This is a genomic window from Modestobacter sp. URMC 112 (assembly GCF_053502575.1).
This window is the reverse complement of the sequence record NZ_CP199957.1, coordinates 595,473-621,063: the sequence shown is the minus strand read 5'-3', so window position 1 is coordinate 621,063 and position 25,591 is coordinate 595,473. Positions and strand designations below refer to the sequence as shown.

Genomic DNA, 25,591 nt, shown 5'->3' with positions numbered 1-25,591 from the left:
ACAACTCGTCCGTCACGGCTGACGTCAGCACAGACTGAGGGGAAATCGAGCTGCCGCCGCACGTGAACCGAACAGGTGATTGACCCCGGGACCGCTGCGCCTGGACACGGCACACCCCTTGGCGAGCCGCCCGTGGCCGGCCGTGGACGGAGGTGGCCGGTGGGTAGTCGCCACGCACGCGAGCCGTCCGCGGCTCCAGCGATGGGCCGTTCCCGGCTCGATCGGCCGTACCGTCCCCTCGTCCACATCCGGGCGGCCCCGCCCGGGCCCGAGTCCGTTCCCGGGAGGTCCGCCATGAGCATCGTCGTGCGTTATCCCGTCGTCGGCTTGACGCGTCAGCAGTACGACGAGGTGAGCCGCCGTCTGGACGAGGCCGGGCTGTGGCCCCCGGACGGCCTGCAGATGCACGTGCTGTTCGGGACCGAAGGCGACCTGAAGGTCAGCGAGATCTGGGAGTCCGCCGAGAAGCTTGAGGCCTTCGGCGAGAAGATGATGCCGGTGATCAACGAGGTCGGTGTCCAGGGGGCTGGCGAACCGGAGGTCTTCGAGGTCCACCAGTTGGACCAGCTGCAGACGACGGCGTAGCTCGTCACAGCTGCGCGCCGCCCGCCGCGTAGGTCCCACTGCGGCGGGACGGTCCGAGCCGCCCTGCCGCCGCCCCCGACGGCAGGGGAGATCACCTCGTCGGGACGCCCGGAGGCACAGGTCGGCGAAGGTGGGCCCCGTGGGGATCGAACCCACAACCCGCGGATTAAAAGTCCGCTGCTCTGCCAGTTGAGCTAGAGGCCCCCGGGTCCGCCGGGCGTCGCCGACGCCGGACCCGCCTCCGCAGCGTACGGCCAGGGCCGGGTGTCACCGGCGGGGCAGCTGCCCGGTCCGCACCAGCTCCTCGGCGACCTGGCGCAGCTTCTTGTTCTCCTTCATCGACGCCTGGGCGAGCACCTGGAAGGCGCGTTCGGGGGTCAGCCGGTACCGCTCCATCAGCATGCCCTTCGCCTGGTCGATGACCGCCCGCGACTCCAGCGCCGTCTGCAGGTCGTCGGCCATGGCCCGGGCGCTCTGGTAGGCGTACAGGTTCCCCGCCGCGACCGCCGCGTAGGGGGCGAACCGGGTGGCCACCTCCCGGCTGCCCTCGTCGAAGGCATCCGGCTCCCGGCTGTACACGTTCAGCGCGCCGGTGACCCGTGCCCCCGCGTCGATCACCAGCGGCAGGGACAGCGAGCTCAGGTTGCCGTGCGCGGCCGCGCGCCGGGTGTAGTCCTGCCAGCGGCGGTCGGTGCGGGTGTCGGCGATCTCGGTCAGCTCTCCGGTCCGGGCCGCGTGCAGGCACGGGCCGGAGCCGCGCTCGTACTGCGTCTCGTCCAGGTCCAGCGCGAGCTGCCCGGTGTGCACGATCGTCGTCGGCTCGTCCCCCACCAGCAGCAGCACCGACGTCTCCGGTCTCCCGGGCATCGCCGTCCTGCTGAGGTCGGCCACGGTCTGCAGCAGGCTGTCCATCGACAGCTCCCGCAGCGAGAGCCGCCCCAGCTGCTCGAGGGCGTCGTCGGCGGAGCTGGATCGAGAGTGGTGGGTCGTGGCCATGGCAGTGCTCCGGTCTGCTGGCACCGGGGCGGGCGGCCCCGGCTGCGGAACCCGAGCTGGGCCCTGCGCAGGTGGGCACGCCGCTGCCTGACGCACTCCACACCCGGTCGCCCGGGCGTACGGTCCACGCTACGCGCGTCGGACAACCTCCGGTGTCGCAGTCCCCCGATCGACCTGCGGCTCCGTCCTGCCCGGTCCGGCCGGAGCGGGCTCAGATCACGTCGAGCACCAGCAGGACGAGCAGGGTGAGCACCGCGGACACCAGCAGGCTGCCCAGGCAGCCGAGCCGGCTGGAGAAGAGGAAGAACACCCGTCACCCCTGCCCGGAGGCCGGTGTCGGGAACCACGTCAGCCGCACACGTCCTCGACCAGCGCCAGCAGCGCGTCCCGCTGCGCCTGGTCCACGGGCAGGTCGACCAGCGCCGGTTCCCCGTCGTCCAGCACGACGGTGAGCGGGAAGACGAACGGCTTCTTCGCCTCCGCGAGGACGTGCGGGGCGCAGCTGGCCACCCGGAAGGACACCGGCATCCGCAGCTCCCCGGCGTCCGGGAGCGCCACGGGCAGGGACCCGTCCAGCTCGGGCGCCAGCAGGACGCTGCTGCCCAGGTCGGTCACCTGCACCGCCGCGTCGGGCACCCGGCGGGAGAGGACCACCACGCCCAGCAGGCGGTCACCCTCCGGGCCCGGGGTGAGGCCCTCCAGCACGACGTCCATGACCTCCCCGACCGCGGCGACGGCGCACTCCAGCTTGTGCACCCGGGCCAGCGTGCTGCCCGTCGCCGGCACCCGCAGCTCCTCCACCGCACCGTCCGGGCTGACGACGGTCAGCCGGGCCACGGCCGGCTCGGGCGACGACGCGCACCGCACGGCGCCGAAGGGGACCGGCAGCGCGATCGTCCGCCCGGGGGTGAAGTCGGCCGACACCGGTGTGGCCGGCAGCCGTTCGAACCCCGGCGACTCCAGCGCCACCCCGGTGACAGAGAACGGCACGTCCCCGGTGTCGGTGAGCAGCACCTGCACCCGGCCACCGGCGGCCTCGTCGGTGCGGTACCGGATGACCTCAGCGGCCATGCCGGGCACCGTGGCCGGCGCCTGCTCCGCGGACGGCTGGGCCGCGGACGGCTGGGCCGCGGACGGCGGGGCCGCGGACGGCGAGCTCGACCCGGGAGCGGACACCGGCGCACGCTCGGCGGCGCAGCCGGACACCAGCAGACAGACCGCGGCCAACGTCGCCGGCGCCGCGCTCCGCATGGCAGCGCAGCGTAGGAGCTCAGCCCTCGATGTGACGGCCCGGCAGGCGCGCGAGGACGCGCCCGCTCTCGTAGCGGACCTCGAGCTTCTCCTGCGGGTTGGCGGCCGGTCCCCGGCGCGGCTGGCCGTTGGACAGGTCGAAGGCCGAGCCGTGCCACGGGCAGACCAGGCAGTCCGAGCCCCGCACCTCCTCGACCGTCCCCTCGGCCAGCGGGCCGGCCAGGTGCGAGCAGGCGCTGAGGAAGGCGTCCACCCGGGGCCCGCGCCGGACGACGGCCAGCGGGACCGGCGGGCCCTGTCCCTCGGAGTCCGCCGTCCGCAGGGTGGGCCGGCCGTCGGCCAGGTCGTCCAGCGGCCCGAGGTCCACCCATTCGCGGGTCATCGCCTGCGCCGCCGGCGCGGCGTGCGAGGCGCCGGAGGACTGCGCGTAGGACATGTGGCCGCCCAGTGCCGCCGAGCCGGTGGCCACGCCCAGGCCGCTGTAGGACAGCACCCGGCCCAGCGTGGCCGCGCCCCGCGCCCGCGCGACCAGCGAGCCGATGTAGAGGCCCAGCGCCAGGGTGTTCCCGACCGCGTGCACCGCGCCGAGCCGCCGGACGCCGATGCCCTGCTCGGACCAGTCCGCGGCTCCGGCCAGCGCGGTGGGGACGGCGGCCGCCACCCCCGTGCCGATCAGCAGGGTGGCCGCGGGGCGGGCGCCCGGGACCAGGTCGAGGAGGCCGGCGGACGTCCACGTGCCCACCGGGACCTGGGCCAGGATCGGGTGCAGCGGGTGCCCGAGCCAGGTGCCGTGCAGGGCGTCCTTGAGCGCCTGCGGCCGCAGCAGGGCGTTGACCGCCTTGTGCGCCGGCTCGATGGCGCCGTCGAGGGTGGGCTTGTCGGCGAGGCGGTCCAGGAAACCCAGCAGGCTCATGCGCCTGCCCCTACCCGCTGGGACGTCGGGGAACCGGCCCCGCCGTGACCGAGGACCAGCGCCGCGGCACCCCCGGCGACGACGGCACCGAGCACGTTGAGGATTGCGTCGACCGGGGAGACGACCCGGCCCAGCGGGAGCAGCCACTGCAGGGTCTCGATCCCCACCGCCACGGTGAGCGACGCGGCCGCCAGCCGGCCCGCCGAGCGAAGTCCCGGCCACCGCGCCACGGCCAGCACGGCGACCGGCGCCAGCAGCGCCAGGTTGCCGACCAGCTGCCCGGCGGTGGCCGGGTCGCCGAGGCCGGTGAGGTACCAGCGCAGCTCGGTCCCGGGGTCGCCCCACGCCCAGCCGCCGGGCCCGGCCGGGGTGAGGGTGAGGACGGCGACCAGCAGGGTCAGGGCGGCCAGCCCCGAGTCCAAGCCGCGACGGACGGCGGGGGTCACCGGGACGCCGCCCAGTCGGTGCTCTCGACCAGGACGGCGAGGGCGGCGGCCCCGAGCGCGTCGACGTCGGCCGCGAGCTCCCGGACCGGTGTCCGGTCCCCAGGTGTCGCCAGCCGGTCGGCCAGCCGCTCCGCCGACCGCTGCAGTCCCCGCCGGGCCGGACCGGTGGTCGTCCGCGCGTCCGGCGCCGTCCAGGGCTCCCCCAGCTCGTCGCACAGCGACGGCAGCCGTCGCAGCAGCGCGGCGGCCGCGGCCGCGGTCCGCCAGGCCGCGCCGGCCCGCAGGTCGTCCGCGCAGACCGACGTCGCCCGCGCCCAGCGGACCAGGGACAGCACGTCGCCCCAGAGGACGTCGGACACCACGCAGGTGGCCGCGCCGCTGGCGGAGGGACGGTGTGCCCGCACCGCCTGCGCACTGCGCACGGGGTCGTACAGCCAGGTGTGCGGTGCCGGGGCGTCCATGACCCCACCGTTCCCCGCACGGCCGGGAGCCGGCTGGACACCGGCTGTGAGCTACCCGGGTGCCGACCCGGATGCCGGGTGAAATCCCGTGGCGCTGGGAACACCTCGGCATGGACACTGGTTGCCCCGATCATCGATCGGTCGACCCTGCTCGTGTCCGACCGCCCCACCCCGATCGTCAGGAGGGCCCCGGTGACCTGCCCCTCCGTGCTCCGCCGCGGCCAGCCGGCGGGCGCCACCGGGGCGCAGGTGGCTGACCTGGCATCACCGTTCGTCCTGCACCGGCTCACCGACGCGCTGTCCCACGCCCGCGAACACCTGCGCGGCGACGACACGATCGGCCAGTTCGCCCGGTTCGTCCTGGTCGGTGGGCTGTCCACCCTGCTCTACGGGCTGGTGTTCCTCGCCGCCCAGGGCCTCGGCGACCAACTGGCCAACGTCATCGGGGCGGTCTGCTCGACCGTGCTGGCCAACGAGCTGCACCGCCGGCTGACCTTCCACGCCGGGGAACGCGTCTCCTGGTTCACGGCCCAGTGGGAGGGCGGCGGCCTGGCCGTGGTCGGGCTGGTCGCGACCTCGCTCGCCCTGGCCGGCTGCGCCGCCCTTTTCGGCGAGGTGCCGGCCCTCGCGCAGATCGCGCTGGTCACCTCGGTCACCGGCGCGATCGGCGCGCTCCGCTTCGTGGCGCTCCGCGCCTGGGTGTTCTCCACCGGGACCCTCACCCGGGAGTGAGACCGGCCCGGCCCGGGTAGCAGGACTCCGTCCGATGGTTGAACGAACAACTGCCGGCGGTGCCCGGCGATCCGGTGCACTGCGGCCAGTGAGTCCCATGACGAAGATCGCTGTCATCTACTACTCGTCCACCGGCAACGTCCACGAGCTGGCCGGCGCGCTGGCCGAGGGTGCCGAGGAGGCAGGCGCGGAGGTCCGGCTGCGCCGGGTCCCCGAGCTGGCCCCGGCGGAGGCCATCGCCTCCAACCCGCTGTGGCAGGCGCACGTCGACGCGACGGCCGACGAGGTCCAGGAGGCCACCCCGGAGGACCTCGAGTGGGCCGACGGGTACGCCTTCGGCACCCCGACCCGCTTCGGCACGCCGGCCGCCCAGATGAAGCAGTTCATCGACACCCTCGGCGGCCTGTGGTTCACCGGCAAGCTGGCGGACAAGGGCGCGACGGCCTTCACCAGCGCGCAGAACGTGCACGGCGGCAACGAGACGACGATCCTCACGATGTTCAACGTGTTCAGCCACTTCGGGGCGGTCATCGTCCCGCCCGGCTACACCGACCCGCTGCTCTTCGAGGCCGGCGGCAACCCCTACGGCGTCTCGAACGCCTCCGGCGGCAAGTCGGCCACGGTCACCGAGGCCGAGCGCGCGGCCGCCCGCTACCAGGGACGCCGGCTGGCCGAGGTCAGCAGCAAGCTCGCCGCCTGAGCACCGCCGCGGCGGCCGGGCTCACTACCCTGACCCGGTGACCGACCCAGCGCCCTCCCCGGTCGACGCCGGGGACCGGCCGCTGCCCCCGGACGCCGACGACCGGACCGGTGGCGCCCCGCTGTGGCGGGGTGCCACTGGCCGGCGCCGGCTCCTGCGCTGGGGAACACGGCTGCTGGTCGCCACGGTCGGAGCGGTGCTCGGGGTGCTCCTGCTGGCCGAGGTCGACGCCCCGATCGGGCCGTTCGACGCCACGGTGGCCTTCCGGCCGGTCGGCGGCGGGGCACAGCTGGAGATCCCCCCGCTCGGCGCACTGGCGGTGGACGCCTACGACGGCCCACTGCGCCTGGAGGTCGAGCTCCGCCGGGTCGACGAGGTCCGCGCCCTGGACCTGGCCCGGGACCCGGCCCAGCTGGACGGCGTGGTCGACACCGTCAGCGCCGACCTCCGCGCCGCCGTCGAGCGGCTGGCCTGGACGACCGGTGCCGCCGCGCTCGGTGGGGCGGCCCTCGCCTCGCTGCTCGTGCTGCGGCGCTGGCGGGAACCGCTGATCGCCCTCGGCGTCGCCACCGGCCTGGTCGCCGGCAGCGCCGGCCTCGGCGCGCTCACCTGGCGCCCCCAGGCCCTGTCCCAGCCGACCTACACCGGGCTGCTGGTCAACGCCAACAGCCTGATCGGCAGCGCCCAGGACATCGTGGCCCGCTTCGACGCCTACCGGGCGTCCCTCGAGGACCTCGTCGTCAACGTCAGCACGCTCTACTCGGCGGTGTCCGCCCTGCCGGTCCCCGCGGGCTCGGGGGACACCGTGGCCCTGCTGCACGTCTCCGACCTGCACCTGTCACCGTCGGGCTTCGACCTGATGGCCCAGGTCGCCGAGCAGTTCGAGGTGGACGCGGTGCTCGACACCGGCGACATCACCGACTGGGGCAGCGTGCCGGAGACCAACCTGCTCTCCGCCGTCGGCGCCCTCGGCGTCCCCTACGTCTACATCCGCGGCAACCACGACTCGGCCGTCACGTCCGCGGCCGTCGCCGCCCAGCCGAACACCACCGTCCTCGACGACTCGGCGGTCACGGTCGCCGGGATCACCGTCGTCGGGGCGGCCGACCCCCGCTTCACCCCGGACAAGGACGCCGAGGGGACCGGGGAGACGCTCGAGGAGAACGGCGAGGAACTGGCCGAGGTGGCCGGCGCGCTGGCCGACCCCCCGGCGGTGGCGCTCGTCCACGACCCGAAGGCCGCCCCGCCACTGGACGGCGTCGTCCCGCTGGTGCTCGCCGGCCACACCCATTCCCGGGACGTCTCGGCGCTCGAGGAGGGCACGCTGCTGATGGTGCAGGGGTCCACCGGCGGCGCCGGGCTGCGGGGCCTGCAGGGCGAGGACCCCACCCCGCTGACCTGCACCCTGCTCTACCTGGACCGGACCACCGGCGAGCTCACCGCCTACGACGACATCACCCTGGGCGGGCTGGGCGAGTCGGAGGTCACCATCGAGCGCAGCTACGTCCGCCCCCTCACCGAGGACGCCGCGGAGCAGACCCGGGACGACGGCACCGGGGAGCCGGGCACGGCGGACGACGGCGGGACCTCGGGCACCCCGGAGCCCCCGCGGGACGGCGTCGCCACGCCCCCCGCGCCCTCGGCCACCCCCACCGGCTGAGCACCTACGCTGGCCGCATGGCCTCCCGTACCGCCCGCCTGACCACCGCCGCCGCCCTCCTGGTCCTGCCGCTGACGGCGTGCAGCGTGAGCTCGGACAACGTGGACTGCTCGGGCAGCCAGTGCACGGCGACGCTGAGCGGCAACGGCGCGGAGGCCAGCATCCTCGGTCAGTCCCTCGCCTTCGGCGGGGTGCAGGACGGCCGGGCCACCCTCTCGGTGGGGGACGCCAGCGTGTCCTGCGCCCAGGGCGAGAGCGTGACCGCCGGACCGCTGTCGCTGACCTGCACCACGGTGACCGAGGACTCGGTGGAGGTCACCGCCAGCCTCGGCTGACCCTCAGCCGGTGGCCACCTCGATCACGACGCGGGTCGGGTCGCTGAGCGCGTAGACCCGGAACGGCTGCTCCCCCGTCGTCCCGACGTAGGCCAGCGCCTGCCCCTCGAAGGTGCCGTCGTACCAGGCGCCGGTGACGGCGGACGTCCCCGGCGCGGCCACCGTCCCCCGGCCGCGTTCCTGCTGACCGGACTCGTACGGGTAGCTGACCCCGGTCAGGGTCACCCGGAGGTAGGCCGGGCCGGCCAGGTCGACCGGGTCCCCGGTCCCCTCGGCGGTCGCGGAGTCGACGTACTGCACGTCCCAGCCCGGGGTGCCCTGCCCGGCCACGTCGAGCACCACCTGGTCGTAGCCCTCGTGCGCGCCGATCCGGACGTTGGTCACCGTGAGCCCCTCGGCCCCCACCGGGTCGGAGGTGTCGGCCGAGGTGTCCCCCGGGAAGGGCTGCCCGTCGCCGGCCGCGTCCTCGGACGCGGCCGGGGACCCCGAGGCGTCGGCCGGGGCGGTGGCGGACGAGGACGCCGGCGCGCTGCTGGGGGCGGTGGACGACGGCGCGGACCCGCTGGCGGCGGCCTCGTCGGTGCCGGTCGGCTGGGCGCACCCGGCGAGGGCTCCGGTCGTGGACAGCAGCAGGGCGCCGGCGAACAGCGCGGCGGCGGGGCGACGACGGTGCATGCCGACAGCGTCGCAGCCGACCGGCCGTCGTCCCGGGCGCGACACGAGGCGGGGCCGTGTCGACGGGGGGTGCGTCGTCGGGGCCGCCGGCGGCCATGTATGGTTCTCCCTGCCTCCGGCGACCACGAGCCCCCATCGTCTAGCGGTCCAGGACGCCGCCCTTTCAAGGCGGTAGCACGGGTTCGAACCCCGTTGGGGGCACGCACCACCCGGACCGGGTCAGACCGGTCCGGCACAGCACCACACGCAAGGCCCTGTAGCGCAGTTGGTTAGCGCGCCGCCCTGTCACGGCGGAGGTCGCGGGTTCGAGTCCCGTCAGGGTCGCCGCCCGGTGTCCGAGGTACCTCGGCTCCGGGAAGGGGCAGGTAGCTCAGTCGGTACGAGCGCTCGCCTGAAAAGCGAGAGGTCGGCGGTTCGACCCCGCCCCTGCCCACTCGAACTCCCCCGCCGCAGCGCGGGCGCCCAGCGCCGGACCACGGCGGCGCCGTCCCACGTGCACGACCCGAGGGTCCGTGGACACGTCGTCCCCCCGGCACCTCGCCCCGGACGCCTCACTCCGGGCACCTGGCCCCCGACACCTGGCCCCCGACATGGTCGGTCCCGGCCGGTGGGCACCGGCCGGGACCGGCCACGACGGATGACACCGCCGGCAGCCGGAGGACCCGGCTGCCGGCGGTGCGGTCACCGGCGCTCGGCGAGCACCCGCTCGTGCTCGACGGTGTCGAGGTCGGTCAGGGACGCGCCCTTGGTCTCCCGGTAGAGCAGGGCGCCGACGACACTGACGGCACCCATGATCGAGACGTAGATCGCGACCTTGGTCCAGTCGTAGTCCGGCTCCGTGCCCAGCAGCGCCACGCCGATGAGCGGGGCCACCGACCCGGTAGCCACGCTGGTCAGCTGGGCGCCGATCGACACCCCCGTGTAGCGCACCGACGTCGGGAACAGCTCGGCGAACATCGCCGGCTGCAGGGCGTACATCAGCCCGTGCACGATCAGTCCGGCGGTGATGGCCAGCACGGTCAGGAAGACGTTCACCTGGCCGCCCATGTTCTCGTCCCACAGCGAGAAGGCGAAGAACGGGTACCCCACCATGAGCAGCGCCCCGGTCAGGTAGATCGGCCGGCGGCCGAACCGGTCGCCCCAGGCACCGACCAGCGGGATCCAGAACATGTGCACGAAGTGCCCGATGAGCACGTAGGCGAGGATCCGGAGCGTGTCGACGCCGATCGTCTTCAGGTAGGTGATCGAGAAGGTGACGACGATGTAGTAGAGGACGTTCTCGCCGGCCCGCAGCATCATCGCGGTCAGCACCTGGCGCGGGTACGCCTTGACGACGGTGACGAGGGCGAGCTTCTCCGGCGGGTCGGTGTCGGCCCGCTCCCGGGCCTGCACGAACACCGGGGCGTCCTCGACGCTGCGCCGGATGTAGTAGCCGACGAACACGATGACCGCGGACAGCCAGAAGGCGACCCGCCAGCCCCAGGACAGGAACGCCTCGTCGTCGAGCAAGGCGTACAGGCTCAGCAGGACGATGGTGGCGATGAAGTTCCCCAGCGGGACGCCGGACTGCGGCCAGGACGACCAGAAGGCGCGCTTGCTGTTCGGGGAGTGCTCGGCGACCAGCAGGACGGCGCCGCCCCACTCACCACCGACGGCGAAGCCCTGGATGAACCGCAGGATGACCAGCAGCAGCGGCGCCATGAACCCGATCTGGGCGTAGCTGGGCAGGCAGCCCATCAGGAAGGTGGCGACGCCGACCAGCAGGATCGACAGCTGCAGCAGCTTCTTGCGGCCGTACTTGTCGCCGAAGTGGCCGAACACCAGGCCGCCCAGCGGCCGGGCGGCGAAGCCGACGGCGTAGGTGGTGAAGGCGTAGATCAGGCCGGTCCGGGCCGTCTCACCCGGGAAGAACACCGCCGGGAAGACCAGCGTCGCCGCCGTCCCATAGATGAAGAACTCGTACCACTCGACCACCGTGCCGGCCATCGAGGCGGTGACGACCTTGCGGAGCTGCGTGTTGTTGCTGGCCTCGTCGGCCTGGGGGTTCGTGACAGCGCCCATCGTGTGCGTCCAATCGTCCAGTGATGGGGTGGGGGCGGAGCGGTCCGCCACGGCTCGGCGGACCGCCTCCGGTCAGTCCTTGCCGGTGCTGTCCAGCGTGCCGTCGACCTTCTTGACCAGCACGCTGCAGTCCTTGTCCGCCAGCCCTGCGTCGATCAGCGCGGACATGGCGTCGCGCGCCTGCACCACGAAGGGCAGCGGCGTGTCGGTCGACTCCCCGGCGTTGACGGCCAGGCCGAGGTCCTTGTGCAGCAGGGCGACGGCGAACCCGCCCTCGAAGTCGCGGTTGACCCCGGCGCTGGGGACGACACCCGCCTCCGGGTACCAGGTGCGCAGCACCCAGGAGTCACCGGAGGAGGTCGACGCGATCGAGTGGAACGTCGCCGGGTCCAGGCCGAGCCGCTTGGACAGCACGGCCGCCTCGCAGGTCACCCCCAGGATGACGCCGCACATCATGTTGTTGACGATCTTGGCGGCCTGACCGTTGCCGGCGGCGCCCGCGTGGACGACCTTCCCGCCGAGCACCTCCAGGAGCGGCCGGGCCTCCTCGAGGTCCTCCTCCTTGCCGCCCACCATGATCGTCAGCGTCCCGGCGGCGGCTCCGGAGACCCCGCCGGACACCGGGGCGTCCAGGAAGCGGGCCCCGGCGGCGGCGACGGTCTCGTGCAGCTCGCGGGCCACCTCGATGTCGATGGTCGACTCGTCGACGATCAGGGTGCCGGGCCGGACGTTCGCCAGCACGCCGTCCGGGGAGGTCAGCACCTCGCGGACGTGCTCGCCCTTGGGGAGCATGGTGAAGACGACGTCGGCGTCGCGGACCGCCTCGGCGACGCTGCCCACGATCTCGACCTTCTTCTCCGCGGCCGCCGCGGTGGCCTTCTCGCTGAGGTCGAACCCCCGCACCGACGACCCCGCAGCCACCAGGTTGCCCGCCATCGGGCCGCCCATGTTGCCCAGGCCGATCCATGCCACGTTCATCCGGACTCCTCGCCTCGTCGCGATCCGTGTGCCACCGAGGTGACCGCTCCCGGTCGCCCGGGGAGGCGGGGAACAGGAGCTCCGCCTCGGTGGAGTACTCGTGCTGTGCGCTGTGGCCGGACTCACTCGTCTCCGGCTGTCGCAGGATTACACAGGCCGGCCGGGTCCGCCGGGTCAGTTCCGGACGGATTCGATCCGCCCGGTACGGGCAGCCTGCGGCGGGCACGCCGCGACGCCGGTGCGGACCGCGCGTCCGCACCGGCGTCGCAGGGACCTCAGGGCGTCGCAGTCGGCTTCTGGGTGGCCGGACCCGAGTTGATCTTCACGTTGACCTGCTTGATGTGGGTGAAGGACTCCAGCATGCCCTCGAGGGAGAACTCCCGGCCGATGCCGGACTCCTTGACCCCGCCGTAGGACTGCCCGACCATCTGGCCGCCCCCCTGGTTGACCTGGATCCAGCCGGACTCGATCCTGTGCGCGGCGTTCAGCGCCCGGCTGAGGTCGTTGCACCACACGTAGGCGGCCAGCCCGTAGTGGCTGTCGTTGGCCATCGCGAGCACCTGCTCCTCGTCCCGCCACGGGATCGCCACCATGACCGGCCCGAAGATCTCCTCGCGGGCCAGCCGCCAGTCGTTGTCGGCGCGGGAGAACACCGTGGGCCCGAGGTAGAGGCCGTCCAGGCCGGAGGGCACCTGGGCGTCGCCGTCGAGGGCGACGGTGACGTCCTCGCGGCCCTTGCCCTCGGCGACGTAGCCGGTGACCCGGTCGAACTGGTCCTGGTTGATCAGCGCGCCCATGTCGGTGGCCTCGTCCAGCGGGTCGCCGACGACCAGCTTCTTCAGCTTGGCCACCGTGCGGTCGAGGAACTCGTCGTAGATGTCCTCGTGCAGGAACAGCCGCGAGCCGGCGGTGCAGCTCTGTCCCTGCCGGGTGAAGCGCATGGCGGTGAGGACGCCGTCGACGGTGGCGTCGTCCAGCGAGTCCGGCCACACGATGCTCGGGCTCTTGCCGCCCAGCTCCAGGGAGACCGGCGCCAGCCGCTGCCCGGCCACGCCGCCGACGATCCGGCCGACCTCGGTCGAGCCGGTGAAGGACACCTTGTCCACCTGCGGGTGGGCGGTCAACGCCGCGCCGCAGTCCTCGCCGTAGCCGGTGAGCACGTTGAGCACGCCCGGCGGGAGGTGCGGCGCGCACAGCTCGGCCAGCCGGAGGATGGTCAGCGGGGCGTCCTCCGCCGCCTTCACCACGATCGTGTTGCCGGCCGCGAGCGACGCCGGGATCTTCATGCCGGCGATCATCAGCGGGGAGTTCCACGGCAGGATCGCGCCGACCACGCCGATGGGCTCGCGGATGCTGTACTGCAACTGCCCCTCGCCGGCGGGCAGCACCACGCCCTTGACCTCGGTCGCCACCCCGCCGAAGTAGCGGAACAGGTTGGCCAGGGTCTGACTCTCCGGCCGGGCCTGGGTGCGCAGCGCGTTGCCGGTGTCGTTGGCGGTGAGCAGCGCCAGCTCCTCGGCGTGGGCGTACAGGTCGTCGGCGATGGCCAGCAGGGCCTTCTGCCGCGCCGTCGCGGGGAGCGCGGCCCAGGCGGGGAAGGCGGCGCGGGCGGCCTTGACGGCACGGTCGACGTCGGCCGCGTCGGCGCGCGGCACCCGGCCCAGGACCTTGCCCCGGCGGGACGGCGACATCACCTCGCTCGTCCGGCCGTCCAGCGCCCCGACCCATTCACCGCCGATGTACATGCCCCAGTCGCGCCCGGCCTCGGGGGCCTGGGCCTGCTGCGTGGTGGGGGGTGCGTCGACCGACATGGAGTCCCTCTCCGTTGGGGGTGTGACCTCGGAAGGGGCGAGAGCCGCCAGGGCGGTCGCCCCCGCGTCCCAGCATGCTCGGGTCCGGCGCCTCCTGCCTCCCGAACTCTCCCGCGAGCGGGCACGTGAGGGCTGGCAGGATGCGGAGCGCCCGGCCCCGGCCGGCGGCGCCGGGCGCACAGCAGGTTCCCGGACAGCACCCAGGGAACGCGGAGGAACGGAGTCCACAGTCGACGTCATGACGACGACGGCCTCCGCCTCCGGCTCCCGCGCCCAGCTCACCCGCCCCGACGGCAGCGCGCTGCGGGTGCTGGTGGTCGACGACGAGCCCTCGATCTGCGAGCTGCTGTCGATGGCGCTGCGCTACGAGGGCTGGGACGTGCGCACGGCCCCCGACGGGACCGAGGCACTCCGGGTCGCCCGCGACTTCCGCCCGGACGCCGTCGTCCTGGACGTGATGCTGCCGGACATGGACGGCCTCGAGGTCCTCCGCCGGCTGCGCGCGGACTCGCCGCTGGTCCCGGTCGTGTTCCTCACCGCCAAGGACGCGCTGGAGGACCGGATCGCCGGGCTCACCGCCGGCGGTGACGACTACGTCACCAAGCCCTTCAGCCTCGAGGAGGTCGCGGCCCGGCTGCGCGGGCTGCTGCGGCGCACCAGCCGGGTGGTCGCCGACGACGGGCTGCTCGTGGTCGGCGACCTCACGCTGGACGAGGAGAGCCACGAGGTGACCCGCGGCGGCACGGACGTCCGGCTCACCGCGACGGAGTTCGAGCTGCTCCGCTACCTGATGCGCAACCCGAGGCGGGTGCTCTCCAAGGCACAGATCCTGGACCGGGTGTGGCAGTACGACTTCGGCGGTCAGGGCAACATCGTCGAGCTCTACATCTCCTACCTGCGCCGGAAGATCGACGCCGGCCGCTCCCCCATGATCCACACGCTGCGCGGCGCCGGGTACGTGATCAAGCCCGCGGCATGACACCGACCCGCGCGCGGTGAGCGCCCGCCCGACCGGCACCCGCCGGCCCGCCCTCCGCGGGCTGCGCCGGCCCTCGCTGCGCACCCGGCTGCTGGTGGCGTTCGTCGTCCCGCTGGTGGTCGTGCTCGCCGTCGTGGGGGTCGCGTCCGTCACGGCCCTGCGGCACGAACTGGTCGGACAGGTCGACTCCCGGCTGGAGGACGTCGCCTTCCGCTCCGCCAACTACGACCCCCGGGCCGCACCAGGGGACGTGGCACCGGCCGGCGGCCCGGAGGACGGCGGGCGCGGCGACGGGCCGGGCGACGGACGCGGTGCCGGGCCGCCCGGTCAGCCGGACTTCCTGTCCGCCCGCGGCCAGGGCGAGGGCACCCTCGGCGCCCGCGTCGTCGACGGGGTGGCCACCGAGGCCGCCGTCCTCGGGGCGCGGTTCCAGGTGGTGGAGCTCGGCGACCGGCAGCGTGCCCGGCTGGCCGCCGTGCCCGCCGACGGCCGGGTCCGCACCGTGGACCTCGGCGGCGACCTCGGGGAGTACCGCGTGGTCGCGGACCGGGCGGACGACGGCGAGGTGCTGGTCAACGGGCTGCCGCTGACCAGCACCCGGGCCGCGGTCGCCAACCTGGTGGTCGTGGAGCTGCTCGTCGGCCTGCTGTCGCTGCTGGCCGCGGGCCTGGTGGCCGCGCTGCTGGTCCGTCGCACGCTGCGGCCGCTCGCCCGGGTGGCGACCACCGCGACCCGGGTGTCGGAGCTGCCGCTGGCCAGCGGCGAGGTGCGGCTGGCCGAGCGCGTGCCGCCGCAGGACACCGACCCGCGCACCGAGGTCGGTCAGGTGGGCACCGCGCTGAACCGGCTGCTCGACCACGTCGAGGGCTCACTGGCCGCCCGCCAGGCCTCGGAGACGCAGGTCCGCCAGTTCGTCGCCGACGCCAGCCACGAGCTGCGCACCCCGCTGTCCTCGATCCGCGGCTACACCGAGCTGGTGCGCCGGCAGGGCGGTGGGCTGCCCGAGCACGTCCGGCACGCGCTGGGCCGGGTGGAGTCCGAGTCGCTGCGGATGAGCGCGCTGGTCGAGGAGCTGCTGCTGCTCGCGCGGCTGGACGCCGGCCGGGAGCTGTCCGTCGCGGAGGTCGACCTGACCGCCCTGGTGGTGGACGCGGTCAGCGACGCGCACGTCGCCGGCCCCGAGCACCGCTGGCAGCTGGAGCTGCCCGACACCCCGGTGCTGGTCAGCGGTGACGCGGACCGGCTGCACCAGGCGCTGGTGAACCTGCTGGCCAACGCCCGAGCGCACACCCCGCCCGGGACGACGGCGACCACCCGGCTGTCCGTCGACGGCGGCAGCGCGCGGCTCGAGGTGGTCGACGACGGCCCCGGCATCCCCGCCGGGCTGCTCGACCACGTCTTCGAGCGGTTCGCGCGGGGCGACTCGTCGCGGTCCCGCGCCGCGGGCAGCACCGGGCTCGGCCTGGCGATCGTGCACGCCGTCGTCACCGCGCACGGCGGCGCCGTGTCGGTGGAGAGCCGGCCGGGCCGCACCGCGTTCACCGTCCGGCTGCCGCACGCCTCGCCGGCCGCCGCCGACCGACCCGCGGCCGACCGACCCGCCGCCGAGTGACCCGCCGCCGCGGGGACCGGCCGCCCGGGGGTCAGGCGGACACGCGGTCGCCGGCCACCTGGGCGTACACCTCGGCGTGCACCCGCCGGACGGCGGCCCGCTGCTGGGCCCGCCACGCCGGGTCGGCCCGGCCCGGCGCCGGGCGGGTGAGCGCGGCGACCACCGCGGAGGACAGCGAGGTCGCGTCCAGCCCGGTCCTCGTGTCGTTGTCGTAGGCGATGACGTCGGACCACTGCTGGTCCAGGTGCCCGCCGCGCGGGACCACCACCCGGGTGCCGGCGTCCCGGCACAGCTCCACCCAGCTGGAGTGGGTGCACGCCCGGTGCGGCAGCACCGAGACGTGCAGCTCCTGCAGGCTGCGCACCCAGGCGGTCGGGTGGTGCGGCCGGCTGCGGCGCAGCTCCAGCTCCCCCGCCTCGGCCAGGGCGGCGAGGTCGGGCAGGACGGCGGGCAGCTCGAGGTCGGGGTGGACGTCGACCCGCAGCCGGCCGCCACCGGAGACCGCCCCGGAGAGGGCGCCGCGGACCAGCTCGGCCGGTTCGGCCACCTCCGGGCCCAGCCGCCCCAGGTAGAGACCGACCAGCCGGGTCTCCCGGCCGACGCCCGGCGTGGGCGCCGCCAGCGACGGGTGGGCGACGACGATGGCCGTGCGGCCGTACCGGTCGGCGATCTCGTCGGCGGCCCCTGGGGTCAGCGTGAGGACGACCTCGGCGGTGTCCATCAGGGTGGCCAGCCGGGCGCGGTGCCGGGCGAGGGAGGCGCCCTCCACCGGCCGCAGCTGGTGCACGGTGACCACCAGCGGCACCCCGGTGCGCCGGACCGCCGCCGTCCACCGGTCCAGGTCCGGGGAGCTCATGCCCTCGAAACCGGAGTGCAGGTGCAGCACGTCGACGTCCGCGGCGGCGGCGGCCAGGTGGTCGGGGTCCAGCCACGGGCTGGTCGGCCCCGCCGGCCCGACCCGCACGGTCGCCGGGGGCAGGACGGCGTCGAGGTACGCGCCGCCGGCGGGCACGCTGGCCACCCGGAGCAGGGGCCGGTCCGGTGGGGCGTCGGTCACGCGGTGGTCAGCCTCCTGGGCGGCCCCCACGACCGGGCGCCCTCCTCGACGGGCGGTGCACAACCAGGTCGGCTGGCACCGGAGCGGTGGTCTACCCGGCGTAGCCGGATCCCAACCCGGCGGAGCCAGAGTCCTCGTCCGACCGGGCCGTCAGGACCCGGCGCGCAGCTCGTCGAGGATCGGCCGGGCCACCGCCAGGGCGTGGTTCGCCGCCGGCACCCCGGCGTAGACCGCGGTGTGCAGGCAGACCTCGGCGATCTCCTCGTCGGTCAGGCCGTTGTGCACCGCCGCCTTCACGTGCAGCGCGAACTCGTCCCAGTGCCGCAGCGCGGCGGTGATCGCCAGGGTCAGCATGCTGCGCTCCCGGCGGGTCAGCCCCGGCCGCTGCCACAGGTCGCCCCAGGCGACCCGGGTGATGAAGTCCTGGAAGTCGGCGGTGAGCGGGGTGACCGCGGCGACCGCCCGGTCGACGTGGGCGTCGCCGAGCACCTCCCGGCGGACCCGCATCCCCGCCGCGCGGCGCTGCTCGTCGGTCTCCAGGGGCTCGGTCACCGGGCGCCTCCCCCGGCGTGCTCGACCAGGGCCTCGGTGACCTGCGCGGCCTGCTCGACGTTGGCCAGGTGGGCCGCGGGGCTCAGCGTGAGCAGGCGGGCGCCGGGGATGCCGTCGGCGAGCTGCTGCTGGTGCGCCGGGGGCAGCGCCGGGTCGTCCGCGCCGGAGACGACGAGCGTCGGTGCGCTGATCCGGGACAGGTCGCCGCGCAGGTCCAGGCCCGCGAGGACGGCGCAGCAGCCGGCGTACCCCTCGTCGGAGGTGGCCGCGATGGTGTCCCGCATCCGGGCCACCAGGTCGGGGTGGGCCGCGGCGAAGCCGGGGGTGAACCAGCGGCCGACGACGGCCTCGGCGAGCGCGCCGGTGCCCTCGGTGCGCGCGGTGTGCGCCCGCTCCCGCCAGCTCGGCTCGTTGCCGGGGTACGCCGAGCTGCACAGCACCGCCAGCGTGGCGACCCGCTGCGGCTCCCGTGCGGCCAGGCGCACGCCGGTCATGCCGCCGATGGACAGCCCCACCACGTGCGCCGTCCCGACGCCCAGCCGGTCGAGCAGCGCGACGACGTCGTCGACGAGGTCGTCGATGGTGGAGTCCCCGTCGGGGACCGGCGACCGGCCGTGCCCCCGGGTGTCGTAGCGGACCACCCGGAAGCGCTCGGCGAGCACGGGGACCTGCGGGTCCCACATGGCCAGGTCCGCGCCCAGGGAGTTGGACAGCAGCAGGACCGGCGCGTCGTCCGGGCCCTCCACCACGGCGTGCACCTCGACGGTGCTCATGGCTCGACTCCCAACTCGTTCCGCTCCTCGGTCGCTGGCGCTCCCTGCGATGCTCGCTCGTCCGTCGTCATCGCGGCGCTCATCGGTTCCCCTCGGTCGGTGGGAGCGGGGTGTTGCCCTGGACGGCGACCAGGTGGCTGGCGAGTGCGGCGTCCACCTGGGCGCCGGCCTCGCCGACGTCCGGAGCGGTCGCGGCCAGCACGGCCGCGGCGTCCGCTCCGGGGTGCGCGGCCAGCACCTCCGGGACGACGTCGGCCAGCCGGCGCCCGGAGGACGCCGCGGCGCGGACCGCGTCGGCGGCGGCCTCGTGCGCGGGGCCGGCACCCAGCGAGGGCACGAGCGCCTCGGCCAGCGCGCCGGCCAGACGCGGGTCCGCGGCGGCGGCGACGGTGGCGGCCATCCGCGCGGTGTCCCAGCGCAGCACCGCGAGCGACTCGGCCAGCCAGGACACCGCCGAGCCGACCGTGGACATCAAGGCCGTGAGGGTGGGCCACTCGGTGTGCCAGGTGCCCGCGCCGCGCTCGTGCTCCTGCTCCATGGCCGCCAGCAGCGTGCCGGCCAGCCCCGGCGCGCGGCGCGCGCAGGCGCGGGCGGAGACGGCCGCCACCGGGTTGACCTTGTGCGGCATCGCCGAGGAGCCGCCCCGGCCCGGGGCCACCTCGGCGACCTCGGCCACCTCGGTCTGCGCCAGCAGCACGACATCCAGGGCGATGGTGGCGACCACGCCGGCGGTCGTCCCGAGCAGCCCGGCGAGATCGGCGACGGGCAGCCGCATGGTGAACCAGGGGACGTCGGTCCGGGCCAGCCCCAGCTCCTCGGCGAGCGCGCGGCGCAGGTCGACCCCGGAGCCGCGGCTGGCCGCCAGCGTCCCGACGGCACCGCCGTACTGGACCGGCAGCGCCGCGGACACCGCGGCCAGCCGCGCCCGGACGCCGTCCAGGCCGGCCAGCCAGGTGGCGACCTTGAGCCCGAGGGTGAGCGGCAGGGCCTGCTGCATCAGCGTCCGGCCGATCAGCACGTCGTCCCGGTGGCCGGCGGCGAGCGCGGCGCAGGACGCGGCGGCGGCGGCCAGGTCGGCGTCCAGCAGCGCCAGCGCCCGCCGGGCCAGCAGCATCGCCGCGGTGTCCACGACGTCCTGGCTGGTCGCGCCGACGTGCACCGCCCGGGCGGCGTGCGGACCCACCGCGTCCTGCAGCGCGCGCACCAGCGGCGGCACCGGGTTCCCGGCGTCGGCGGCCCTCCGGTGCACGGTCGCGAGGTCCAGCCGGGCCGGGTCCGCGCAGACCTCGGTCACCTCCGCCGCCGCCGTCTCGGCCACCAGGCCGGTGCGGGCGGCGGCGCGGGCCAGCGCCGCCTCGACGTCGAGCAGCGCGCGCAGCCAGGCGTCGCCGGAGACGGCCGCCGCGGCGTCCCCGCGCGCGAAGGTGCCGTCGAACAGGCCGGTCATGGCTGCAGTCTGTCCTGTCCGGTCAGACAGCGAAGAACACCGTCTCGCGGTCGCCCTGCAGGTGGACGTCCAGGACGTAGCCGTCCGCCGACGGCTGGGCGATCAGGGTCTGCCGCGACGCGTCGTCGGGGAGGCCCTGCAGCACGTCGTCCGAGGCGTTGGCCTCGGCCTCGTCGGCGAAGTAAATCCGCGTGACGACCCGGTCCAGGATGCCCCGGGCGAACACCGAGACGTCGACGTGCGGCGCCTGCAGCCCGCCCTTGCCGTCGTCCACCCGGCCGGGCTTCAGGGTGAGGATGCCGTACTCACCGGGCGGCTCGACGGTCTGCGAGCGGCCGAACCCGCGGAAGCCCGGGTGGCGGCGCTCGCCGGCCGGGGCGTCGGGGTGGTCGAAGCGGCCGTCGGGGTCGGCCTGCCAGGTCTCGACCATCGCGTCGGGCACCAGGTCCCCGGCGCCGTCGAACACCCGGCCGCGCAGCCAGATCGCGCCCTCGGTGCCCTCGGCCACGGCGTACGGGCCGTCGTCCCAGGTCAGGCCGATCGCCAGGTAGGGCCCGACCGTGGCGCTGGGCGTGAGGCCCAGCCGCAGGGGCTCGGTGAGGAAGCCGGTGCCGCGCCTGCTCATGCGCTCGTTCACGCGATGTCCCCGTCGTCGTCGGTCTCGAAGGGCGTCTGGTCCCGTCCGCGGAGCACGATGTCCCACCGGTAGGCCAGCGCCCAGTCCGGCTGGGTGCGCTCCAGGTCGAACGCGCTGATCGCCCGGTGCCGGGCCGACGGCGGGATGGCGTTGAAGATCGGGTCCTGGCCGAACAGCGGGTCGTCCGGGAAGTACATCTGGGTGACCAGCCGCTGGGTGAAGGCCTGGCCGAAGAGGCTGAAGTGGATGTGCGCCGGCCGCCAGGCGTTGTGGTGGTTGCCCCACGGGTAGGCGCCGGGCTTGATCGTGGTGAACTCGTAGCGGCCCAGGCCGTCGGTCACCACCCGGCCGAGCCCGTCGAAGTGCGGGTCCAGCGGCGCCGGCCAGTTGTCGACCACGTGCCGGTACCGGCCGCCCGCGTTGGCCTGCCAGACCTCCACCAGCGCGTGCGGCACCGGCCGGCCGTCGCTGTCGAGCACCCGGCCGAAGACGATGATCCGCTGCCCCTGCGCCTCCCCGCCCAGCCGCAGGGTGAGGTCGGCGTCCGCGGCGGTCACCCGGTCCTCGCCCAGCACCGGCCCGGTGACCTCGGTGAGCCGCTGGGGCAGGTCGACCGGGGTGCGCAGCGGCGCCCGCAGGGCGGTGCTGCGGTACCCGGGAGAGCCCAGCGGCGTCCGCCGGTCCTCGTCCTCGCGCAGGTAGCGCGGCAGGACGAGCGCGCTGTCCGATGAGGGGCGCTGTTCCCGCGATGCAGTCCCGGTCATGCCCGGACCGTACGGCCCGTAGCCTGGCCGCGACCAGCACCCACTTCCACTGGGCAGAAGGGGCTCGCGTGGCCGGCGGATCCGACGCGACCGGGAGGTCGGTGACCTCCCGGGCACTGGGCGTGCTCGACGCGTTCGACGGTGACCATCCCCGGCTGACCCTCTCCGAGGTCGCCGCCCGCTCCGGGACGCCGCTGACCACCACGCACCGGCTGCTGGCCGAGCTGGTCGCGTGGGGAGCGCTGTCCCGCCGCCCGGACGGCCGCTACGAGATCGGCCGCAAGCTGTGGGACCTCGGGCTGCTGGCGCCGGTGCAGCTCGAGCTGCGCCAGGTCGCCGCGCCGTTCCTGCTCGACGTGCACACCGCCACCCGCGACACCGTCCACCTCGCGGTCCGCGACGGGCTGAAGGCGCTCTACGTGGAGCGCATCTCCGGCCGGCACTCCGCGCCGGTGGTCAGCCAGGTCGGCAGCCGGCTGCCACTGCACGCCACCGGGGTGGGCAAGGTGCTGCTGGCCGCCGCACCCGACGACGTGGTCGAGCAGGCGCTCCGCTCGCTGACCCGGGAGACCCGGCACAGCGTGGTGGACCCCCGGCGGCTCACCCGGGAGCTCACGGAGGTCCGGCGACGCGGATCGGCGCGGACGTCGGAGGAGATGTCGCTGGGCGCGGCGTCGGTGGCCGTCCCGGTGACGGTGGAACGCCCCGGCGGCCCGGTGGTCGTCGCCGCGCTCGGCATCGTCGTCCCGTCGACCCGCCGGGACACCGCCCGCTCGGTCCCGGCCCTGCAGGTCGCCGCCCGCGGCATCGGCCGCGCGCTGTCCCGGACGGCGGAGTTCCGCTGACGGCACGCTTCCGTCCAGCGGGAGGAAGGTCTCGCTTCCACGGGTAGCCCGGGTCACACTCGGGCCGTGCGCACTCAGGTCGGGATCATCGGCGCGGGACCCGCGGGACTGCTTCTCTCCCGGTTGCTCCAGCTGCAGGGCATCGACACCGTGGTGCTGGAGAACCGCTCGCGGGACTACGTCGAGGCACGCATCCGGGCCGGCATCCTCGAGGAGCACACGGTGCGGACGCTGCGCGACGCCGGGGTGGGCCAGCGGCTGGACCGGCAGGGCCTGCCACACGACGGCGTCTACCTGCAGTACCCCGGCGTCCGGCACCACCTGGACTTCCCGGCGCTGTGCGGCCGCCGGGTGTGGGTCTACGGGCAGACCGAGGTCACCAAGGACCTGATCGCCGCCCAGCTCGACGGCGGGCCGCCGCTGCTGTTCGGGGTCTCCGACGTCTCCCCCGAGGACGTCGACGGCGACTCGCCGCGGATCAGGTTCACCGACGCCGACGGGGTCCCGCAGGTGCTCGAGTGCGACGTCGTCGCCGGCACCGACGGCTTCCACGGCGTCTCCCGGCCGCTGGTCACCGCCGGCACGTCCGGGCGGGTGTGGGAGCGCACCTATCCCTTCGCCTGGCTGGGCATCCTGGCCGACGTCGCCCCCTCGGCCGACGAGCTGGTCTACGCCTGGCACCCCGACGGCTTCGCGCTGCTGTCGATGCGCTCCCCGTCGGTGTCCCGGCTCTACGTCCAGGTCGACCCCACCGAGAAGATCGAGGACTGGTCCGACGACCGGATCTGGGACGCCCTGTCCACCCGGCTCGCCCTGGACGGCTGGTCGTTGCGGACCGGCCCGGTGACGGAGAAGTCCATCCTGCCGATGCGGTCCTTCGTCAGCGCGCCGATGCGCCGCGGCCGGCTGTTCCTGGCCGGCGACGCCGCCCACATCGTGCCGCCGACCGGCGCCAAGGGCCTCAACCTGGCCGTCGCCGACGTCACCCTGCTCGCCCGGGCCCTGGTCCGGCTGCTCGCGGAGAAGCAGACCGACCTGGTCGACGCCTACTCCGACTCGGCGCTGGCCCGGGTCTGGCGGTGCACCCACTTCTCGTGGTGGATGACCTCGATGCTGCACCGCTCCGGGGACGACTTCGACGCCGAGCTCCAGCTCTCCCAGCTGCGCCGGGTCTGCTCGTCGGAGACCGCCGCCCGCGAGCTGGCGGAGAACTACACCGGCCTGCCGGTGGACTCCTGACCGACGGACGGTTCCCCGGAGCGGCGTCAACTGGCAAACTGGCCCCAGTCCGTCCCCGAAGTCGGGCCAGTTCTGCCCGCTGGCGTCGCTGACACGGACCGGTCCTCCCCGTTAGCTTGGCTGTCATGTTGTCGACGTTCCTGGTCATCGCTGGTGTGCTCGTCGGGCTCTTCGTGCTCCTCGCCCTGATCGTGAGCCTCAGCGCCCGACCGACGGAGCGCGGCGCCACCACGGCCACCCGGACGCCGTCGTGGGTGGTGGACGCCGGTCAGGCCCATCCGGACGCCTGGTCACCGCTGTCGCAGACCAGCACCCAGATCCGCGCCCTCCGTTGACGAAGGACCCTCCTGCCCCCCACCCCTCGCAAGCTCGGGGCGGGCCCCTGCAGGAGGGCCGACCACGGGGCCTAACGGGCCCCGGTCAAGTGTCGGTCATGAGCTCGGCGGCGCGTTCGCCGATCATCACCGCGGTGGCCGCCGGCCCGCGTGAGGTGACCCGGGGCATCACCGAGGTGTCCACCACCCGCAGGCCCTCGACGCCGCGCACCCGCAGCTCCTGGTCCACGACCGCCCCGGGGTCGCCGTCGGGGCCCATCCGCGCGGTGCCGGCCAGGTGGATCGCGGTGGCCAGGTGCCGGCGGGTCCAGCGGTCCAGCTCCCGGTCGTCGGCGAGCACGTCGTCGGGCAGGCCGGTGCGCTCGGCGACCAGCGGCTCGAACGCCGCCGTCCGCAGCAGCTCCGCGGCCAGCCGCACCACCTGCCGCATCCGCCGGCGGTCGGACTCCACCGACAGGTAGCGGTAGTCCAGCCGCGGCTGGACGGACGGGTCGGCGCTGGTCAGGGTGAGGCTGCCGCGGCTGTCCTCCTGCTGCAGCGCCACCGCCAGGTACAGGTCGTCGCGGCGCCGGGCCTGGTCCAGCAGCCGGTGCAGCGAGGCGCCGCGCAGCGCGCGCAGCGTGGCCGCCGGCCGGCGGAGCACCTCGGCCGCCCCGGCGAGCGCGGACCTGCCGGGGTCGAGCAGCACCGAGCTGAACGGCTTGAGCCACGGCATGACCTCCAGGTCGCCGTGCGCCGGCGACCCCTCGGCCGTGGTGTTGAGGGCGGTGGCCAGCGGGGGCATGCCCCGGGGTGCGGGCAGCCGGCGGCTGGGCTGCCAGGTGACGTAGATGTCGGGGTGGTCGCTGAACTCGGCGCCGACCCCGGGGAGGTCGACCAGCACCGGCACGCCGGCGGCCCGCAGCTGCCTGGCCGGCCCGATCCCCGACAGCAGCAGCAGGTGCGGCGAGGCCACCGCGCCGGCGGCGAGCACCACCTCGTCGGCACGCACCACCCCGCCCGATGTCTGCACGCCCACCGCGCGGCCGCCCTCGACGACCACCTGGGTGACCCGGATGTCGCCCCGCACCGTCAGCCCGGGGGCGTCCCGGCGCGGGGAGAGGTAGGCGATCGCGGTGTTGACCCGGACGCCGTCCCGGGTGTTGGCCGGGATCGGGCCGTGCCCGGGCTCCCCGTCGGCGTTCTTGTCCGGCTCGGGAGGGAACCCCAGCTCGGCACAGGCCGCCGCGAAGGCGTCCACCACCGGGTGGTCGGGCACCGACCGGTTGACCGGCATCGGCCCGCCGGTCCCGTGCCCGGGCCGGTCGCCGAAGTCGGCGTCGGTCTCCGACCGCCGGAACGCGGGGAGCACGGCGTCGTAGGACCACAGCGGGTTGCCCTCGGCCGCCCAGCCGTCGAAGTCGGCCCGGGTGCCGCGGACGAAGTAGGTGCCGTTGATCGCGCTGGAGCCGCCGACCCCGCGCCCGCGGACCACTGGGTAGCGGACGTCCTCGGCGAGCAGGCCGGTGTAGGTCCAGTTGGCCGGGTGCCCGGGGACGGCGGCGCCCAGCGTCGCCGCGTCGCGGAGGACGGCGGGGAAGTCGGCCTCGGCGCGGTGGTCGGCGCCGGCCTCCAGCAGCAGCACGCGGCGGCCGGCGTCCACCAGCCGGGCAGCCAGCGCGCACCCGGCCGAGCCCGCGCCGACCACGACGACGTCCCAGTGCTCCACGGCCCCGACGCTAGGCGCCGGTCCGGTCCCGCCGCCGCC

26 protein-coding genes and 4 tRNA genes are annotated in these 25,591 nt (G+C 75.0%); 13 read left to right on the top strand and 17 right to left on the bottom strand.

All coding sequences use genetic code 11. The annotated features are described in order from the left end of the window. Window positions 1-294 precede the first annotated feature (294 nt). Entirely contained in the window at window positions 295-585 is a 291-nt protein-coding gene (locus ACWIX6_RS02940) for a hypothetical protein (RefSeq protein ID WP_448615356.1), read from the top strand. Between the two features lie 131 nt (window positions 586-716). On the opposite strand, the gene ACWIX6_RS02935 is transcribed toward ACWIX6_RS02940, so the two are convergent. From ACWIX6_RS02935 to ACWIX6_RS02910, 6 genes are all read right to left on the bottom strand, one after another. Next, window positions 717-789, bottom strand: a tRNA-Lys gene (locus tag ACWIX6_RS02935). A gap of 63 nt (window positions 790-852) precedes the next feature. Continuing rightward, window positions 853-1,581, bottom strand: a complete 729-nt coding sequence (locus tag ACWIX6_RS02930) for an ANTAR domain-containing protein (protein ID WP_448615355.1) — start codon at window positions 1,579-1,581, stop codon at window positions 853-855. A 348-nt stretch (window positions 1,582-1,929) separates the two neighbouring features. Then, window positions 1,930-2,832, bottom strand: coding sequence for a hypothetical protein (locus ACWIX6_RS02925; RefSeq protein WP_448615354.1), 903 nt, complete (start codon window positions 2,830-2,832; stop codon window positions 1,930-1,932). A gap of 19 nt (window positions 2,833-2,851) precedes the next feature. Continuing rightward, window positions 2,852-3,745 (bottom strand): Rieske 2Fe-2S domain-containing protein, encoded by an 894-nt coding sequence (locus ACWIX6_RS02920; protein WP_448615353.1) that lies wholly within the window; start codon window positions 3,743-3,745, stop codon window positions 2,852-2,854. Beyond that, complete coding sequence (locus tag ACWIX6_RS02915; RefSeq protein WP_448615352.1) at window positions 3,742-4,191, bottom strand: VanZ family protein; 450 nt, start codon at window positions 4,189-4,191, stop codon at window positions 3,742-3,744. Before ACWIX6_RS02915 ends, ACWIX6_RS02920 begins: the two co-directional genes overlap by 4 nt. After that, window positions 4,188-4,652: a hypothetical protein gene (locus ACWIX6_RS02910; protein ID WP_448615351.1), complete on the bottom strand. Its 465-nt coding sequence runs from the start codon at window positions 4,650-4,652 to the stop codon at window positions 4,188-4,190. Before ACWIX6_RS02910 ends, ACWIX6_RS02915 begins: the two co-directional genes overlap by 4 nt. A 192-nt stretch (window positions 4,653-4,844) precedes the next feature. Here ACWIX6_RS02910 and ACWIX6_RS02905 point away from each other — a divergent pair, with 192 nt between their 5' ends. The 4 genes from ACWIX6_RS02905 (at window position 4,845) to ACWIX6_RS02890 (ending at window position 8,079) form a co-directional block, all read left to right on the top strand. Further along, window positions 4,845-5,384, top strand: coding sequence for a GtrA family protein (locus ACWIX6_RS02905; protein ID WP_448615350.1), 540 nt, complete (start codon window positions 4,845-4,847; stop codon window positions 5,382-5,384). Window positions 5,385-5,481: 97 nt separating this feature from the next. After that, window positions 5,482-6,084, top strand: a complete 603-nt coding sequence (wrbA, locus tag ACWIX6_RS02900; protein WP_448615349.1) for an NAD(P)H:quinone oxidoreductase — start codon at window positions 5,482-5,484, stop codon at window positions 6,082-6,084. A 37-nt stretch (window positions 6,085-6,121) separates the two neighbouring features. Then, window positions 6,122-7,744, top strand: a complete 1,623-nt coding sequence (locus tag ACWIX6_RS02895) for a metallophosphoesterase family protein (RefSeq protein WP_448615348.1) — start codon at window positions 6,122-6,124, stop codon at window positions 7,742-7,744. Window positions 7,745-7,761: 17 nt separating this feature from the next. After that, window positions 7,762-8,079 carry a hypothetical protein gene (locus ACWIX6_RS02890; protein WP_448615347.1) on the top strand — a complete coding sequence of 106 codons (318 nt, stop codon included), beginning with the start codon at window positions 7,762-7,764 and terminating at the stop codon, window positions 8,077-8,079. A 3-nt stretch (window positions 8,080-8,082) separates the two neighbouring features. Here ACWIX6_RS02890 and ACWIX6_RS02885 read toward each other — a convergent pair whose 3' ends face one another. After that, the gene (locus ACWIX6_RS02885; RefSeq protein WP_448615346.1) at window positions 8,083-8,754 is read right to left on the bottom strand and encodes an AMIN-like domain-containing (lipo)protein; all 672 of its coding nucleotides are present in this window, start codon (window positions 8,752-8,754) and stop codon (window positions 8,083-8,085) included. Between the two features lie 128 nt (window positions 8,755-8,882). Here ACWIX6_RS02885 and ACWIX6_RS02880 point away from each other — a divergent pair. The 3 genes from ACWIX6_RS02880 to ACWIX6_RS02870 all read left to right on the top strand — a co-directional run bounded on the left by ACWIX6_RS02880 (window position 8,883) and on the right by ACWIX6_RS02870 (window position 9,187). Then, window positions 8,883-8,955, top strand: a tRNA-Glu gene (locus ACWIX6_RS02880). 49 nt (window positions 8,956-9,004) lie between these two features. Next, window positions 9,005-9,078: transfer RNA gene (locus tag ACWIX6_RS02875), tRNA-Asp, on the top strand. Window positions 9,079-9,113: 35 nt separating this feature from the next. Next, a tRNA-Phe gene (locus ACWIX6_RS02870) sits at window positions 9,114-9,187 on the top strand. 248 nt (window positions 9,188-9,435) lie between these two features. Here the strand turns inward: ACWIX6_RS02870 and ACWIX6_RS02865 are convergent. The 3 genes from ACWIX6_RS02865 to ACWIX6_RS02855 all read right to left on the bottom strand — a co-directional run bounded on the left by ACWIX6_RS02865 (window position 9,436) and on the right by ACWIX6_RS02855 (window position 13,604). Continuing rightward, complete coding sequence (locus tag ACWIX6_RS02865; RefSeq protein ID WP_448615345.1) at window positions 9,436-10,815, bottom strand: MFS transporter; 1,380 nt, start codon at window positions 10,813-10,815, stop codon at window positions 9,436-9,438. A gap of 72 nt (window positions 10,816-10,887) precedes the next feature. Continuing rightward, a complete protein-coding gene (gene mmsB / locus ACWIX6_RS02860) occupies window positions 10,888-11,793 on the bottom strand; it encodes a 3-hydroxyisobutyrate dehydrogenase (protein ID WP_448615344.1) in 906 nt (301 codons plus the stop codon). 275 nt (window positions 11,794-12,068) lie between these two features. Continuing rightward, a complete protein-coding gene (locus tag ACWIX6_RS02855; RefSeq protein WP_448615343.1) occupies window positions 12,069-13,604 on the bottom strand; it encodes an aldehyde dehydrogenase family protein in 1,536 nt (511 codons plus the stop codon). Window positions 13,605-13,842: 238 nt separating this feature from the next. Between ACWIX6_RS02855 and ACWIX6_RS02850 the strand changes: the two genes are divergently transcribed. Together ACWIX6_RS02850 and ACWIX6_RS02845 are read left to right on the top strand one after the other, a co-directional pair. Beyond that, window positions 13,843-14,583 (top strand): response regulator transcription factor, encoded by a 741-nt coding sequence (locus tag ACWIX6_RS02850; protein WP_448615342.1) that lies wholly within the window; start codon window positions 13,843-13,845, stop codon window positions 14,581-14,583. A gap of 16 nt (window positions 14,584-14,599) precedes the next feature. Continuing rightward, window positions 14,600-16,195 (top strand): sensor histidine kinase, encoded by a 1,596-nt coding sequence (locus ACWIX6_RS02845; protein WP_448615341.1) that lies wholly within the window; start codon window positions 14,600-14,602, stop codon window positions 16,193-16,195. Window positions 16,196-16,226: 31 nt separating this feature from the next. Here ACWIX6_RS02845 and ACWIX6_RS02840 read toward each other — a convergent pair whose 3' ends face one another. The 6 genes from ACWIX6_RS02840 to pcaH all read right to left on the bottom strand — a co-directional run bounded on the left by ACWIX6_RS02840 (window position 16,227) and on the right by pcaH (window position 21,425). Beyond that, window positions 16,227-17,252 (bottom strand): glycosyltransferase, encoded by a 1,026-nt coding sequence (locus ACWIX6_RS02840; protein WP_448615340.1) that lies wholly within the window; start codon window positions 17,250-17,252, stop codon window positions 16,227-16,229. 150 nt (window positions 17,253-17,402) lie between these two features. Next, window positions 17,403-17,804, bottom strand: a complete 402-nt coding sequence (gene pcaC, locus ACWIX6_RS02835; protein WP_448615339.1) for a 4-carboxymuconolactone decarboxylase — start codon at window positions 17,802-17,804, stop codon at window positions 17,403-17,405. After that, complete coding sequence (gene pcaD, locus ACWIX6_RS02830; protein ID WP_448615338.1) at window positions 17,801-18,577, bottom strand: 3-oxoadipate enol-lactonase; 777 nt, start codon at window positions 18,575-18,577, stop codon at window positions 17,801-17,803. The genes pcaC and pcaD overlap by 4 nt, the downstream gene beginning before the upstream one ends. 79 nt (window positions 18,578-18,656) lie before the next feature. Beyond that, window positions 18,657-20,024 carry a 3-carboxy-cis,cis-muconate cycloisomerase gene (pcaB, locus tag ACWIX6_RS02825; protein WP_448615337.1) on the bottom strand — a complete coding sequence of 456 codons (1,368 nt, stop codon included), beginning with the start codon at window positions 20,022-20,024 and terminating at the stop codon, window positions 18,657-18,659. A gap of 22 nt (window positions 20,025-20,046) precedes the next feature. After that, entirely contained in the window at window positions 20,047-20,661 is a 615-nt protein-coding gene (pcaG, locus tag ACWIX6_RS02820) for a protocatechuate 3,4-dioxygenase subunit alpha (RefSeq protein ID WP_448615336.1), read from the bottom strand. Continuing rightward, a complete protein-coding gene (gene pcaH, locus ACWIX6_RS02815) occupies window positions 20,658-21,425 on the bottom strand; it encodes a protocatechuate 3,4-dioxygenase subunit beta (protein ID WP_448615335.1) in 768 nt (255 codons plus the stop codon). The genes pcaG and pcaH overlap by 4 nt, the downstream gene beginning before the upstream one ends. Window positions 21,426-21,493: 68 nt before the next feature. Here pcaH and ACWIX6_RS02810 point away from each other — a divergent pair, with 68 nt between their 5' ends. The 3 genes from ACWIX6_RS02810 to ACWIX6_RS02800 all read left to right on the top strand — a co-directional run bounded on the left by ACWIX6_RS02810 (window position 21,494) and on the right by ACWIX6_RS02800 (window position 23,844). Then, entirely contained in the window at window positions 21,494-22,270 is a 777-nt protein-coding gene (locus tag ACWIX6_RS02810) for an IclR family transcriptional regulator (protein WP_448615334.1), read from the top strand. A 66-nt stretch (window positions 22,271-22,336) separates the two neighbouring features. Further along, window positions 22,337-23,509, top strand: a complete 1,173-nt coding sequence (locus ACWIX6_RS02805; protein ID WP_448615333.1) for a 4-hydroxybenzoate 3-monooxygenase — start codon at window positions 22,337-22,339, stop codon at window positions 23,507-23,509. Between the two features lie 125 nt (window positions 23,510-23,634). Continuing rightward, window positions 23,635-23,844, top strand: coding sequence for a hypothetical protein (locus ACWIX6_RS02800; RefSeq protein WP_448615332.1), 210 nt, complete (start codon window positions 23,635-23,637; stop codon window positions 23,842-23,844). Between the two features lie 85 nt (window positions 23,845-23,929). Here ACWIX6_RS02800 and mftG read toward each other — a convergent pair whose 3' ends face one another. Continuing rightward, window positions 23,930-25,552, bottom strand: a complete 1,623-nt coding sequence (gene mftG / locus ACWIX6_RS02795; RefSeq protein ID WP_448615331.1) for a mycofactocin dehydrogenase MftG — start codon at window positions 25,550-25,552, stop codon at window positions 23,930-23,932. Between the last annotated feature and the right edge of the window lie 39 nt (window positions 25,553-25,591).

What these genes read in the sequence shown, in the direction of transcription:
- ACWIX6_RS02855 (WP_448615343.1), bottom strand. Translation starts at nt 13,604, where the DNA reads ATGTCGGTCGACGCACCCCCCACCACGCAGCAGGCCCAGGCCCCCGAG.
- pcaH (WP_448615335.1), bottom strand. Translation starts at nt 21,425, where the DNA reads ATGACCGGGACTGCATCGCGGGAACAGCGCCCCTCATCGGACAGCGCG.
- ACWIX6_RS02930 (WP_448615355.1), bottom strand. Translation starts at nt 1,581, where the DNA reads ATGGCCACGACCCACCACTCTCGATCCAGCTCCGCCGACGACGCCCTC.
- ACWIX6_RS02910 (WP_448615351.1), bottom strand. Translation starts at nt 4,652, where the DNA reads ATGGACGCCCCGGCACCGCACACCTGGCTGTACGACCCCGTGCGCAGT.
- wrbA (WP_448615349.1), top strand. Translation starts at nt 5,482, where the DNA reads ATGACGAAGATCGCTGTCATCTACTACTCGTCCACCGGCAACGTCCAC.
- ACWIX6_RS02850 (WP_448615342.1), top strand. Translation starts at nt 13,843, where the DNA reads ATGACGACGACGGCCTCCGCCTCCGGCTCCCGCGCCCAGCTCACCCGC.
- ACWIX6_RS02885 (WP_448615346.1), bottom strand. Translation starts at nt 8,754, where the DNA reads ATGCACCGTCGTCGCCCCGCCGCCGCGCTGTTCGCCGGCGCCCTGCTG.
- ACWIX6_RS02925 (WP_448615354.1), bottom strand. Translation starts at nt 2,832, where the DNA reads ATGCGGAGCGCGGCGCCGGCGACGTTGGCCGCGGTCTGTCTGCTGGTG.
- ACWIX6_RS02800 (WP_448615332.1), top strand. Translation starts at nt 23,635, where the DNA reads ATGTTGTCGACGTTCCTGGTCATCGCTGGTGTGCTCGTCGGGCTCTTC.
- pcaB (WP_448615337.1), bottom strand. Translation starts at nt 20,024, where the DNA reads ATGACCGGCCTGTTCGACGGCACCTTCGCGCGCGGGGACGCCGCGGCG.
- ACWIX6_RS02940 (WP_448615356.1), top strand. Translation starts at nt 295, where the DNA reads ATGAGCATCGTCGTGCGTTATCCCGTCGTCGGCTTGACGCGTCAGCAG.
- ACWIX6_RS02865 (WP_448615345.1), bottom strand. Translation starts at nt 10,815, where the DNA reads ATGGGCGCTGTCACGAACCCCCAGGCCGACGAGGCCAGCAACAACACG.
- mmsB (WP_448615344.1), bottom strand. Translation starts at nt 11,793, where the DNA reads ATGAACGTGGCATGGATCGGCCTGGGCAACATGGGCGGCCCGATGGCG.
- pcaD (WP_448615338.1), bottom strand. Translation starts at nt 18,577, where the DNA reads ATGAGCACCGTCGAGGTGCACGCCGTGGTGGAGGGCCCGGACGACGCG.
- ACWIX6_RS02920 (WP_448615353.1), bottom strand. Translation starts at nt 3,745, where the DNA reads ATGAGCCTGCTGGGTTTCCTGGACCGCCTCGCCGACAAGCCCACCCTC.
- ACWIX6_RS02890 (WP_448615347.1), top strand. Translation starts at nt 7,762, where the DNA reads ATGGCCTCCCGTACCGCCCGCCTGACCACCGCCGCCGCCCTCCTGGTC.